Genomic DNA, 12,878 nt, shown 5'->3' with positions numbered 1-12,878 from the left:
TCGGGAAGTGTCGGTTATGCCACCTGGAACGCCGCCGCCTGTTCCTGGGTCAGCTCGATGAACTGCCACGGCAGGCCGTGCTCGTTCAGGTCGGCCATGAACGCGTCCGGATCGTACTGCTCCATGTTCCAGACGCCCGGCTTGCGCCAGTTGCCTTCCAGCATCTGCTTCGCGCCGATCATCGCCGGGACGCCGGTGGTGTAGGAGATCGCCTGGGAGCCGACTTCGGCGAAGCACGCCTCGTGGTCGCAGATGTTGTAGATGTAGATCGCCTTCGGCTGGCCGTCCTTCACGCCGGTGATGACATTGCCGATGCAGGTCTTGCCCTTGGTGGTCTGGCCGAGTTCGCCCGGGTCCGGCAGGACCGCCTTGAGGAACTGGAGCGGGATGATCTCCACGCCTTGGTAAACGACGGGGTCGATGCGGGTCATGCCGACGTTCTGGAGCACTTCGAGGTGCTTCAGGTAGTTCGGCGAGAACGACATCCAGAACTGCGCGCGCTTGATCGTGGGGATGTGCTTCACGAGGGACTCCAGTTCCTCGTGGTACATGCGGTAGATCTCATAGGTGCCGACGCCCTGCGGGCAGGTGAAGGCCTGGTGCTTCGACATCGGCGGGGTTTCGACGAACTGGCCGTTCTCCCAGTGGCGGCACTCGGCGGTCACCTCGCGGATGTTGATCTCCGGATTGAAGTTGGTGGCGAAGGCCTTGCCGTGGTTGCCGCCGTTCACATCGATGATGTCGAGGGTGTGGATCTCGTCGAAGTGGTGCTTCAGCGCCCAGGCGGTGAAAACGTTGGTCACGCCCGGGTCGAAACCGGAGCCGAGCAGAGCGGAGCGACCGGCGGAGAGCCACTTGTCCTGGAGCGCCCATTGCCAAGAGTATTCGAATTTCGCGACGTCCTTCGGCTCGTAGTTGGCGGTGTCCAGGTAGTCCACCCCGGCGTCCAGGCAGGCTTCCATGATGGTCAGGTCCTGGTAGGGCAGGGCGACGTTGACCACCAGGGTGGCGCCGGTCTTGCGGATCAGCTCGGCGGTCTGCTTCGGATCATCGGCGTCCACCTGGGCGGTGGCGATGTCCCGGCCGGTGCGCTTCTTGACCTCGGCGGCGATGGCGTCGCACTTCGATTTGGTGCGGGAGGCGAGGGTGATTTCCCCGAAAACGGAGGGAACCATGGCGCATTTGTGGGCGACGACGCTGCCGACGCCCCCGGCGCCGATGAGGAGAACCTTGTTCATGGGATGAGATTTGCGGGCCACAGGGGTGGGAAAATCCGGCCGGGCTGGCAAGGATTTCCCGGGAACTTTCCTGCCCCGGATGTAACTTTTACCGGCAACTTTTCCATCGCCCGGCGTTTTCATCCCTGTAAGCCTTGTGCCGCCCGGCCAAGAGCCAGTCATTTTCAAAGAATGAAAACCACCCGCCCCAACCGCCAGATCCGCCGCAAAGGCTTCACCCTCCTTGAAATGGTCATCGTTCTCGGGATCATCGCGATGATCCTCGGGGGGGCCATTTTCGCCATGAAGGGCATCGGCAACCAGGCCAAAATCACCCAGACGACCGCCGACATGAAGTCGCTCGGCTCCTCGCTGGAGATGTACAAGATCAACGCCGGCAACTATCCCACGACTCAGGAAGGCCTCGATGCCCTGGTGCACCGTCCGGCCAGCGCCCGCAAGTGGGCCCAGACCATGACCGCGGTGCCGACCGACCCGTGGAAGAATCAGTATGGTTACAAGTTCCCGGGCCGCAAGAAGCCGGCCGAGTTCGAAATCATCAGCAAGGGCCCGGACGGCATCGAAGGAACGGAAGATGACCTCAGCAGCCAGGACGACTAAGGGCCGCAGGGCTTCGCGCGCTGGCTTCACCCTGATGGAAATCGTCATGGTGTTGGCCATCGCGGCTCTCGTGATCGGAGGGGCGGTCGGTTTGATGGTCTATCACACCTCGGAGCGGGAGCTCCGCCGGGTTTCCGGTGAGGTGGAGATCATGGCCAAGCGTGCCCGGATGATCGCGTTGCTGCAGCAGAAGCCCTACGCCATCGTGTTCGTGCCCGGAAAGGTGCTCCTGATGCCGCTGGCCGAAATGAGCGGCACGGAACAGAATGTCTCCCGCTCGCTCGGTTCCCAGCGTTCCTCCCATTCCGCGGAATCGCCCACGGATGAAGAGGTTTCGCCTTCCGCCGCGGCCCAGGCCCCGGTCCATGACGAAATCGCCCTGGATGGGGAGTTTTCGATGATGGTCCGCCACTGGGGCGCTGACAAATGGGTCCCGATGGATGAACGCCGGCCGGAAGTCTGGCGTTTCGATCCCGAGGGGCTCTGCGAACCCATCTCCGTCCGCCTGACCTACAAGGATGGCTGGATTGAAGACGAATACCACCCCCTGACTGCCTCGATCCGGGATTCCGCGACCGAATTCAAATGATCTCCAGCCTCCACAAACGCGCCCGCAAAGGCTTCCTCATGCTTGAGGTGGTCCTCGCCTTGGCCATTTTCGGCACGGCGGCGGTGGCGTTTGTCGTGGCCATCAGCCGGATGTCCGCCACCGCGCAGTATGCCCAGAGCAAGCTGCGCATCACCCGGATCTTGGAAAGCGCCCTCGACGAGGCCCTCGCCGCTCCGACCATGGAGGAGGGCACCACCACCACGGTGCTGGCGGAAGCGGACACGGAGGTGGTCACCAAGGTGGAGGCCATGCAGGACCAGCTCCAGAACGAGGACGGGCAGGCCCTGCAGGAAATGTATCTCATCACGGTCATCGCCCGGTGGACCGAGAACAACCAGGAGCAGGAGCAAAGCGCCCGGGTCTGGCGCTACTCGCGCATGTATCAACCGTGAAGATTTCCGTTCCAAAACCGAGGCGCAAGGGCTTCACCATGCTGGAGCTGGTGCTGGCCATCATGCTGCTCGCCATGCTCATGGGGATGGTGTTCACGACCTCCCATGCCTCCCTGGCGCTCGGGAACACCGTCGTGAAGACCCAGAACGAGGAGATGCTCCACCAGGCGTTCTTCGAGCTTCTTTCCCGCCGGTTCTCCTCGCTGCCGGGGAACACGCGCTTCGATCTCAAGTATCAGGAGGGCACGCAGATCCTCTCCGATCTCACGCTCCAGAACGTCCCGCTGAGCTTCAACTGGGGCGGCGGCGAGCGCATTGCCAAGGCCGTGCAGATTTCCACGGTGCGGCGCAGCGACGGGTATCTCAACATCGTCCTGCGCTACTACGAGAATGAAATCCTTGAGGGCTCGACCCAGGCCGCGAATGAGCCGGCCAGTTCGAGCATCGATAACAAGCCGTTCGCCGAGATCGTGCTGCTGGAGGATGTGAACTATTTCGAATGGCAGGTCATGGATGGCCGGACCATGGAATGGCAATACGACTGGGACATCCAAGGCCGTCTCCCGCTGATGCTGGAGCTCAAGATGGCTTTCGGTGCCCAGGGGCAGGAAATCCGCCAGATCTTCTGGCTGACGCCGAAACAGAATCCGGAGGTGCTGATGCGCCAGCTCGGGCAGTCGCAGCCGAGGCAGCAACCGACGCCATGATCTCCAGAATTCATTCCAAACGCCGCCGCGGCATGGCCCTTCTGGCCGTGATCTGGCTGGTCGCCATTCTCGGCATCGCCTGCATGGCGACGCTGCGGGTGGTTTCGTTCGACACCAAGGTGGCGTCCGCCAAGATCCATGGCTTCGAGGCGAAGCAGCTCGCCGAAATGGGCGTGGCGGTCGCTTCCAATCCGGCCGTGAAGCCGAGCGATCCGCTTCTCCATCACACCGATGAGGAAGTGGGGGGCAGTTACGACGTCAAGATCGCTTCCGAGGGCGGACGCTTCAATATCAACGCGATCCTGCTGCGTGACGACAAGCCGCTGCTGCGCAAGATGTTCTCCGACTGGGGCTTGGAAATGGAAGAGGCCCAGCAGGTGACCGATGCGCTGGGCGACTGGATCGATTCCGACGACGAGGTGGCTATGAATGGCGCGGAGCGGGATTGGTATGAGAGGGAAGGGCGTATCAATCAGCCTTTCAATCATCCGTTTTACAGCCTCGACGAAATGCGTCTGGTGCGCGGCATGGACCGGGTGGAGGCGGTGAAGCCGGATTGGCGCAACTGGTTCACCATCTGGAGCGCCGGGGCCCTGGACGTCAATGAAGCCTCCGCCGAGCTGATCGCCGCCGCCGCCGAGGTGCCGGTGGAAACCGCCGATCAGGTGGTGGAAAAGGTTCGGGGTTCCGATGGGGTCCGTTACACCGACGACGATGTTCCTTTCCAGAATGTCAACGAGGCGCTTTCCTTGCTAGGAGTTGACACGAACGGTCGTCCCGACATCGCCCAGCGTTTCGCGGCGAATGACACCACCGTGCGCATCGAAAGCGTCGGCCACGCCGAAGGGGCCACCCGCAAGATTTCCCTGATTCTCCGCAACCGCACTGGCCGTCCGGCCATCCTAGAACGAACCGAAGAAGTGATTCCGTGAGCAAACCGTCCGACAATTTGATGCTGGTTCCCGGTGAGACCGGGTGGGAAATTTGGTCGGGATCGTCCGCCACGGGGTTTACTTTGCTGTCCACGGCCCCCACGGCCCGGGCGGGAGAGATCACCGGTTTGCCGTCCGGCGACGTGATTCTGCTGTTTCCGGTCCGGGCCCTCACGGCGCTGCCTCTGAAGGTCAATACCGAGGATGCCTCGTTGTTCCCGGAGCTCGCCGCGATGCACGCGGAGCGCCAGGGCCTGCGTCCCGACCCGATGGCGGGCCAGCTCACCGACCAGTTCGTGGTGGCGAAGGATGGCGAGAACTCGACCCTGCTCTCGGTGGTTCTTAGGACGCCGGGTGACGGCGAAATGCCTGCCCGCACGCCGAAGGAATTCGACCTCTCCGCCCGCGCTGTCCCGTACCAAGGGGATTCCCTCGTGCTCTGGCGCGAGTTCGGTCGCTGGGTGTTCGCGGTTTCGGTGGGTGGAAAGCTCGCCTATTGCCAGGCCACCGGTATCGAAGGTCCGGCACCGGATGGAGCGGTGGTCCGGGAAATGCGTCTCGCCCTGATCCAGATGTCCCTCCAGGGATTGGATTGTCGCGCCGAGCGGGTCGTGGTCTATGACTCCGCTCAGCCGCCGGTCGGGGCGCTGGAAACCGCCTTCGGCATCCCGGTCCAGATTTTCCCGAAACCTGCGCCGGTTCTCCCGGATCCGCGCAGCCACCTGCTCCCGGATGACGTCCGTGCGGCCCGCAAGCACGCCCAGCGTCGCCGCCAGATGATCGCCGCGGCGGCCCTCGTCGGGATCGCGTATTTGGGCACCCTCGGTTGGTTTGGATACGATTACTGGATGAAGGATCGCAAGGTTTCCCAACTGCGAGCCGAGGCTGGGAAGGTTGCTCCGCAGCGAATGGCTTACCAGCAGCACGTTGCAAAGTGGGATGAGCTCGAGTCTGTTGTGGATCTCGGCAAATCCCCGGTGGAGCTGCTCTACCGGGTGGTGAGTTCAATTCCTTCGTCCGGCGGGGGCGCAGGCGGGGTGCGCTTGAAGTCCGCGGACATCGACGGCAATGAAATCAAGGTGGTGGGGCAAGCTCCGCAGCCGGGGCCCGTCAAGCAATTCGACCTGGCCCTTCACAAGAGCGACCAGCTTTCCGCTTTCACTTGGGAAAACCAAGAGCCGGCGCAAACCAATAAGGGTTGGGATTTCGTGTTCACCGGCCGCACGGCCCAAGCCGGGACCCAAAGGCGCTGATTTGTTTTCCGTCAACCGACAATTCCGCGCCCGGGCGGCTTTTTTCTCTCGTCCGGCTGATCCCGGAATTCCTTTCCACCCCCTTTTCCGCTACATTACTCCATGTCTTCCAATGAAAAACGCCTGCTCACGTTGCTCGGCATCGGCGGATTCATCATGCTCAATTTGATCCTGTTCATGAAGCTTTCCCAGCTCCGCACGAACGTGGCGCGGGAGCAGTTGAAAGCCCAGCAGGAGTATGATCTGGCCAAAATGATCCTCAGCCAGCGGGATCAGGTCGCGGACCAGATGGACTGGATCGCCGAGCACGAACCGAAGCCCCAGGAAGATCAGGACGCCCAGACCGCGCTCCAGCAGCTTGTCGAGCGGGAAGCGACTTCCCGCGGCCTGACGATCAAAACGCAAAAGCTGCTGCCGACCGATGTTTCCCCGGTCAATTACCACCGCGCGAAGGTGGAATTCTCGGTGACCGGCAACGAGGACGCCCTCTACAAGTGGATCGGTCGTCTCCAGGTGCCCAGCGAGTTCCGGGCCGTCACCTTCATCCATCTCCAGCCGAACCACGAGGACGACACCAAGATCGACGCCAAGTTGACGATCGAGCAGTGGTTCGTCCCGCAAAGCCCCACCACCTGAAGTCATGAAAACGACGCGATTTCTCCTGACAATCCTGACGATTTTCGCTTCCTCCGCCGCGTTTGGCGTCGAGGTGGTGAAGAAGGTCCCTGATTCGACCTACTCCCGCCTGTGGCAACAATCCCCGTTCACGACCAAGCCGGAAGTGATTCGCCCCCCGGAAGAGAATCCCCTCGGCGACCTCGCCCTGAGCGCGGTGATGCCGGTGGATGGTGGCTACATGGTGGTTCTTCAGAACAAGAAGAAGCCGGACGAGCGCATCAAGATCATCCCCGGCCAGCCTTCGGACTACAAGGTGGTGGAAGTGCGGCCCGGCAATTCTGGTCCACGCAGCATGACCGTTATGCTTTCCACTGGTTCCAAGACCGGGGTGGTTGCCTTCGATGAGAAGCTGCTGGTGATCAAGACCGCGGCGCCCGCCAAGGGGCAGCCCGGCCAGAACGGCATGCCGGGCAATCCCGGAAATCCGGGCAACCCCGGCAACCCGGGGAATCCCAACATGCCTGTCGCGGTTCCAGTGCCGGGCCAGGCCTCTCCGGTGGCCGCTGGCAATCCGATGCCCAATGCCGGTGGAGGCAACGGGGGCAATGCCGGTGGTGCGAACACCGCGGGCTTCAACAACAACCACGGAGGTGGACGGGACGGCGGAAACAACAATAACAACAACGTCCGTCCTCCACGCCCCCGGGTCATTCCGAGCCAAGGTGGCAACCGCTGATTTCATCCCGTTTTTCATCCCGCACGCTTTTCGTTTCTCATGCACGCCATTCGCCGTATTCTCCCCGTTGGCTTGATCGCGCTCTCCAGCGCCTTCGGTCAGGAAGCCAACGAGGCCGCGCCCGCCCCGGCGGCGCCCTTGCCTCCCGCTGTTCCAGCCATCCCGGCCAATCCCGGCAATCCCACGCCGGCACCGGCACCCGCCAATCCGATTCCGGGCAATCCAGTCATTCCACCAGGCGGCCGTCCACCCCGTGGTCCCGCCGCTCAGGCCGGTCAGCCCGGGCAGGTGCTGCCGAATCAGGACGACCGCCCGCTGGCCGAGCGCAAGGTGACCGAGACGATCAACGCGCAGAAGATCACCGGCAATGAGCTCGCCGACCTGTATCACAAGTATACCGGCCGCCGGGTGGTGGTTTCCGCCGCAGCCGCGCAGGCCGAGTTCTCCTTCGTGCAGGAAGCGAGCGTCAAGGAGCCGCTGACCTACAAGCAAGCCTCCGATCTTCTCAAGATGTCGGCGTTGACGGAAGGTTTCGTGTTCGTGCCCGCCGAGGAAGGCGTGGATCGCCTGCTTTTCGCCGGCAACGCGGCGAACAATCCGAAGGGATTGGCCGGGATCTACAGCGATGAGGACGTGCTGCCGGATTCCGACCTCGTCATCTCCTATGTGATGACTTTCCGCTACCTGAAGCCGGAGCAGGCGCTCCAGGTCTTCAACCAGGTGATCGGCCAGGTGGGCGGTGCCTACGGCTCGATTGCCGCGGTGGCGAATGCCTCGGCCCTCGTGATCACGGAGAACACCTCCGTCATCCGGAAGCTGATCCAGCTCAAGGAAGAGATCGACAAGCCCTCCGGTGAGTCCGGCAAGCTGTTCATCAAGGTCCAGTATGCCGACGTGACCGAGTTGGCGCAGACGCTCAACGAGCTGCTCAGCACGCAGCAGCAGGCCCAGCGCACCGCTGGCATCCAGCGTGCGGAGAACAACATTCCGCAGGGCGTCCCGGGACAGCAGGGCGGCAACCGTGGCAATACGGCCACCGCCGCGGGTGAGGACACTCCGGTCCAGATCGTTCCCGATCCCCGCACCAACCGCATCTTCGCGATGGGCCGTCCGGTGGACCTGAAGTTCGTGGAGTCCTTGATCCATGAGTTTGACACCAAGACGGACGACCGCAACTTCCTGCGCCGCCGCCTGCGTTTCCTCGCGGCGAACGATTTCCTCGAAGTGGCGGGCAATGCCCTGAACCGCGCCTTCACGGGCACTGGCACCGGCAGCGGTGGCGGCGGCGGTGCGGGCTCGACCGGCGCCAACTTCGGCGGTGGCGGCGGTGGCCGCACGACCGGTGGTGCCTCGGGTGGTCGCACCAGCGGGAGCACCGGCAGCCGCACCAGCGCGACGGGTTCCAGCAGCTCTTCGGGTGGCTTCGGCAGCAGCGGTTCTTCCGGTGGGTTCGGGGGCTCCTCCGGCAGCGGTGGCAGCTCGCTGGGTTCCTCCGGCCTCTCCGATCCGAACGTTTCCACGGCTCCGCAGTCGATCCTCGTCGGCCGCACGCTGCTGGTGGCGGACAACATCACCAACTCGATCATCGTCCAGGGCCCGCCGGCCAGCGTGGAAGTCATCGAGAAGCTCCTCAACCAGGTCGACGTGAAGGCCGACCAGGTGATGATCTCGACCGTCTTCGGCCAGCTCACCGTGAACGACAACCTCGACTACGGTGTCGATTTCCTGAAGACCTTCGGCAACAAGAAGACCGGTGTCGCCGGTGGCAGCACCCCCACCACCGACACCCCGTCGGTGCCGATCAATCCGGCCGCCCTGTTGACGCCGGCCAATTTCCCGGCCAGCAACGGTCTGAACATCTACGGCACGATCGGTCGCTCCTACAGCCTCTATCTCAGCGCCCTGCAGGCGACCGGCAACTTCACCGTGCTCTCCCGCCCGAGCATCTACACGGCGAACAACAAGAAGGGCGTCATCTCCTCCGGTCAGCAGATCGCCGTTCCGACCAACACCTACAATAATGCCAGCAGCACGGGTACCACCGGTGGCGTGCAGACCAACATCGAGTACAAGGATGTGGTGCTGAAACTGGAGGTCATCCCGCTGATCAACTCCGAGAACGAGATCACCCTCCAGATCGCGCTGATCAGCGATGAAGTGGGTGCGAACCAGACGGTGGGTGACCTCACCGTGCCGACGATCATCACCCGCGAGATGACCACCACGGTGACGGTGCCGAACAACCAGACGGTGGTGCTCGGTGGTCTGATCATCTCCCGCGACCGCGACAGCGTTTCGGGTATCCCGATCCTCAGCAAGATCCCGGGCCTCGGCAAACTCTTCTCGAGCACGACCAAGGACAAGGAGAAGTCCGAGTTGCTGATCTTCATGCAGCCCTCGATCGTCCGCGCCGACAAGCAGCTCGACTCCGTGCAGGACGACATGGACCGCCGCTACAAGATCGCTTCGGATCTCCGCAATTTCGGGGATGGCCCCGGCTCGATCGCTCCGCCGGACGGTGTGCCGGTGGTGTCCGACAAGGCTGCGGCTCCCGCTCCGGCGGCTTCGAAGAAGAGCAACGCCCCGGCGGACTACGACGCCCAGGCAACGAAGAAGCCCGCGCGCCTCGGCCGCCGCTGATCGTTCCTCCGATTCCTTTCAAAGGCCCATGTCCGGTGTTCCGGGCATGGGTCTTTGTTTTAGTCGGGCTCGGAGCAGTGATTGGCTACGGGGCGGCGTGCGGTTAGTTCCGGGCCACGATCGCAGCAGTTCCGGAGAAGGTCCGGTAGATCGAGGATGCCATCATTCTGGAATCAAGGGTGGACTGGTGGCTGTCATTGGCGGCGAAGGACGATTTGCTGCCCCGGATGAGATGAAGATACATCTTGGTGCCAGCGGCCGCATTGGTGCTACGGAGCCGGACGATACACGGGCCTGCGAATAGGCCCTGATAGGCGGTGGTGGAGGGCGATGCGTAGGTGGAGCCGCCGTCGAAGCTCAGTTCGACGAAGGGGGAGCCGGTGCCGTTGACCACCAATCCGGCCAATTGAACGTATTCCGTGGAGCCGAACGAGCTTGTGACGCTGGTGGCGCCGGTGATGGAGATTGACTCGACACCCGCGAATGCGGAGGCGGCAAGCGAAAGTAGGGCGGTAATGGCGATAGCAGTTGTTTTCATGATATAGTTGCTGATGTCAGCATGGTGGATTTACGCGGGATGATGTGTTCATCAAATGGTTTTTTGTTATTTTGATTTGGCCGATTTGTTATCTGAATGGTGTTTTCCGGGTTTCGTTTCATGGAGTCGTGGATTTCCTTCTGCGGGGCGGTCGTCCCATCGAGATCGCCTTCCTGAAACCGGGCGACCCGGCTGATGGGCGGTTTGCGAGCATGGCATCAGCAGGGGTTGGGCGGCGAAATCGTTCGCCTTTTGGAAGGATGACCGTATCCTAACAAACCGATGAAACTCCGATTTTGCGGCGCGGCCGGCACCACCACGGGTTCCCAGCATCTTCTCGAAATCAATGGCAAGCGGATCCTTCTGGATTGCGGCTTGTACCAAGGCAGCCGGAAGCACGCCTACGACGTGAACTGCTGCTTCCCGTATTTCGATCCGGCGTCGATCGATTGCGTGATCCTTTCGCACGCCCATATCGATCATTCGGGCAACCTTCCGAACCTGTGCCGGAAGGGGTTCACCGGAAACATCTACGCCACCGATGGCACGCGCGACCTGTGCCAGATCATGCTGGCGGATTCCGCGCACATCCAGGAGGGGGACATCGAGTGGCTGAACAAGCATCGGAAGCGTGAGGGGCTGGCACCCGCGGAGCCCCTCTACACGCAGCAGGATGCGGAGCGGTGCCTGCGGCAGTTCGTGACGGTGAGCTACGATCGCCCCTTGCCGGTTTCGGATGGGGTGACGGTGACCTTCATCGATGCCGGCCACATCCTCGGTAGCGCGCAGGTGCTGCTGGAAATCGACGACGAGGCGGATGGCCAGCGGAAGCGGTTCCTGTTCTCCGGAGACGTGGGGCGGGGAGGGAATGAGATCCTGCGGGATCCGGTGCCGGTGCCGGACGTCGATTTCGTGCTCATGGAGAGCACCTACGGCGGTCGCGAGCACGAGGCTCCGCCGGGAGCGGGCGACCATTTGGCGGGAGTCATCCAAGCGGCACTGGCGCGGGGAGGAAAGATCCTGATCCCCGCCTTCGCGGTGGAGCGCACCCAGCAGCTTCTCTTCATGCTGCACGAACTGTTCACGGACGGGAGGATCCCGGACATGCCGGTTTATGTGGACAGCCCGCTGGCGGTGAGCGCCACGGAGATCTACCGGCTGCATCCGGAATGTTTCAATGACGAGGTTTATGCGACCTTGTTCGAAAAGCAGAATCCGTTCGGTTTCGAGAACCTGACGCTGGTCCGATCGGTGAAGGGATCGATGGAGCTGAACGGAATCGAGGGGCGGGCGATCATCATTGCCGCGTCCGGCATGTGCGAGGCGGGCCGCATTCTCCATCATCTGAAAAACAACATCGGGGACCCGCGCACGACGGTGCTGTTCGTGGGATTTTGCGCGGACCACACGCTTGGACGGCGCATCCGCGACGGGGAGAAGGAGGTGCCGATTTTCGGTGAGCTGCACCGGGTGCGGGCGAGGATCGAGATCATCGATTCGTTCTCCGGGCACGCCGATCATTCGGAATTGCTCGATTGGTTTGATCGCACGGGCGGACCGAAGAAAAAAACCTGGCTGGTACATGGCGAGCCCGATCACGCCGCGGCCCTGCGCGAGGCTTTGGCGGCCAAGCACTCCGGGAGTGTAGAGGTGGCGCGGCTCGGGGAGTGGGTGGAATTTTGAAACAAGAATGTTGCGAAAAGCGTTGCCAATCCGGGTCGGGGACCCTAATCATCCGCCCGACCCGCAAGCGCGGTTAGCTCAGTGGTAGAGCACATCGTTCACACCGATGGGGTCGCAGGTTCGAACCCTGCACCGCGCACCATCCCTCCCTTTCCGGCAGGTTGATTTCAAGGGTTTCTTCAAATACGGAGCCGCGTTTGTAATGGTTCCTCTCCGTCCCGGATGATAGAAAGGTGCTATGGGTGATCTTTGGATCATGCTCATTTTGCTGGCCCATTTGGTGGTCCTCGTCTGGATGGACATACGGCTCAGGAAGGATCTTTCGGAGTCGTTGGGTGCCCGGCGCAGCGGGTGGATGTGGTTTGGAGACGGGCGTGCGGTGGTGTCGGCGCTTGCCGCGATCAACCGTCTGCGGGACCGGCGGATTGAAGAGTGCCCGCTTTGCTATCGACGCAAGGTCGAGGGTTTCACTTCCTGTTCCTGTGGTGCGCCATACGGGAGCGCCACCGATCCGCGTTTGATCGCGGTGCTGCGGGCCCGGTGCGCCCGTGGACAGGGTTTGAAGTGCGGCCTTGAACTGCCTTCCAAGTCGGGCGGTAAGGGGTTCCGCAGGTGGCCGGCCGGGTGGGGGAACTCGCCGGAATGAAGATGCGTGACGAGCCGGATACCCAAATGCCGTGGAGAGTCGATTTAGGGGATTTCCGCACCGGGGCGGGAGGGATTGGGGCTTGCGTCCGGGGTGGCTCGTGTCAGAGTCCGCGCGTCGGCCACCCTCCACCGGGTGGATTCACCGGAGGAGGCCGATCGGGGAACCATTCCCGGTGCTCCTCCTTGACGATTTCGCCATCCACTACCGCCGAATTGGCAAAACCATCAGGTCGAGAACCCCAGGTGATTCGAGCGGATGGCAAGCGGTCGGGCCGCTTCCCGA

13 protein-coding genes and 1 tRNA gene are annotated in these 12,878 nt (G+C 62.4%); 12 read left to right on the top strand and 2 right to left on the bottom strand.

The window, feature by feature from the left end; genetic code table 11:
* Positions 1 to 14: 14 nt before the first annotated feature.
* Complete coding sequence (locus llg_RS18775; protein WP_338286434.1) at positions 15 to 1,238, bottom strand: saccharopine dehydrogenase family protein; 1,224 nt, start codon at positions 1,236 to 1,238, stop codon at positions 15 to 17.
* A 171-nt stretch (positions 1,239 to 1,409) separates the two neighbouring features.
* Between llg_RS18775 and gspG the strand changes: the two genes are divergently transcribed.
* The 9 genes from gspG to llg_RS18730 all read left to right on the top strand — a co-directional run bounded on the left by gspG (position 1,410) and on the right by llg_RS18730 (position 9,726).
* Entirely contained in the window at positions 1,410 to 1,838 is a 429-nt protein-coding gene (gene gspG / locus llg_RS18770) for a type II secretion system major pseudopilin GspG (RefSeq protein WP_338286433.1), read from the top strand.
* Positions 1,839 to 1,872: 34 nt separating this feature from the next.
* A complete protein-coding gene (locus llg_RS18765) occupies positions 1,873 to 2,427 on the top strand; it encodes a hypothetical protein (protein WP_338286430.1) in 555 nt (184 codons plus the stop codon).
* A complete protein-coding gene (locus llg_RS18760) occupies positions 2,424 to 2,840 on the top strand; it encodes a type II secretion system protein (RefSeq protein ID WP_338286429.1) in 417 nt (138 codons plus the stop codon). The genes llg_RS18765 and llg_RS18760 overlap by 4 nt, the downstream gene beginning before the upstream one ends.
* Entirely contained in the window at positions 2,837 to 3,547 is a 711-nt protein-coding gene (locus llg_RS18755) for a prepilin-type N-terminal cleavage/methylation domain-containing protein (RefSeq protein WP_338286428.1), read from the top strand. The genes llg_RS18760 and llg_RS18755 overlap by 4 nt, the downstream gene beginning before the upstream one ends.
* Complete coding sequence (locus llg_RS18750; RefSeq protein ID WP_338286426.1) at positions 3,544 to 4,479, top strand: hypothetical protein; 936 nt, start codon at positions 3,544 to 3,546, stop codon at positions 4,477 to 4,479. The genes llg_RS18755 and llg_RS18750 overlap by 4 nt, the downstream gene beginning before the upstream one ends.
* Positions 4,476 to 5,732, top strand: a complete 1,257-nt coding sequence (locus llg_RS18745; protein WP_338286424.1) for a hypothetical protein — start codon at positions 4,476 to 4,478, stop codon at positions 5,730 to 5,732. Before llg_RS18750 ends, llg_RS18745 begins: the two co-directional genes overlap by 4 nt.
* A gap of 102 nt (positions 5,733 to 5,834) precedes the next feature.
* Entirely contained in the window at positions 5,835 to 6,368 is a 534-nt protein-coding gene (locus llg_RS18740) for a hypothetical protein (protein ID WP_338286423.1), read from the top strand.
* A 4-nt stretch (positions 6,369 to 6,372) separates the two neighbouring features.
* A complete protein-coding gene (locus llg_RS18735) occupies positions 6,373 to 7,086 on the top strand; it encodes a hypothetical protein (protein WP_338286421.1) in 714 nt (237 codons plus the stop codon).
* 39 nt (positions 7,087 to 7,125) lie between these two features.
* Positions 7,126 to 9,726 (top strand): secretin N-terminal domain-containing protein, encoded by a 2,601-nt coding sequence (locus llg_RS18730; protein WP_338286419.1) that lies wholly within the window; start codon positions 7,126 to 7,128, stop codon positions 9,724 to 9,726.
* 103 nt (positions 9,727 to 9,829) lie between these two features.
* On the opposite strand, the gene llg_RS18725 is transcribed toward llg_RS18730, so the two are convergent.
* Positions 9,830 to 10,264, bottom strand: a complete 435-nt coding sequence (locus llg_RS18725) for a hypothetical protein (protein ID WP_338286418.1) — start codon at positions 10,262 to 10,264, stop codon at positions 9,830 to 9,832.
* Between the two features lie 282 nt (positions 10,265 to 10,546).
* On the opposite strand from llg_RS18725, the gene llg_RS18720 reads away from it, so the two are divergent.
* The 3 genes from llg_RS18720 (at position 10,547) to llg_RS18710 (ending at position 12,593) form a co-directional block, all read left to right on the top strand.
* Positions 10,547 to 11,947, top strand: a complete 1,401-nt coding sequence (locus llg_RS18720; RefSeq protein WP_338286416.1) for an MBL fold metallo-hydrolase — start codon at positions 10,547 to 10,549, stop codon at positions 11,945 to 11,947.
* A 67-nt stretch (positions 11,948 to 12,014) separates the two neighbouring features.
* Positions 12,015 to 12,089 (top strand) — tRNA-Val (locus llg_RS18715).
* Between the two features lie 114 nt (positions 12,090 to 12,203).
* Positions 12,204 to 12,593: a hypothetical protein gene (locus tag llg_RS18710; protein WP_338286415.1), complete on the top strand. Its 390-nt coding sequence runs from the start codon at positions 12,204 to 12,206 to the stop codon at positions 12,591 to 12,593.
* Positions 12,594 to 12,878: the final 285 nt, after the last annotated feature.

It is taken from the genome of Luteolibacter sp. LG18, assembly GCF_036322585.1.
Lineage (GTDB): Bacteria > Verrucomicrobiota > Verrucomicrobiia > Verrucomicrobiales > Akkermansiaceae > Luteolibacter.
This window is presented reverse-complemented; position numbering and strand designations above follow the sequence as displayed.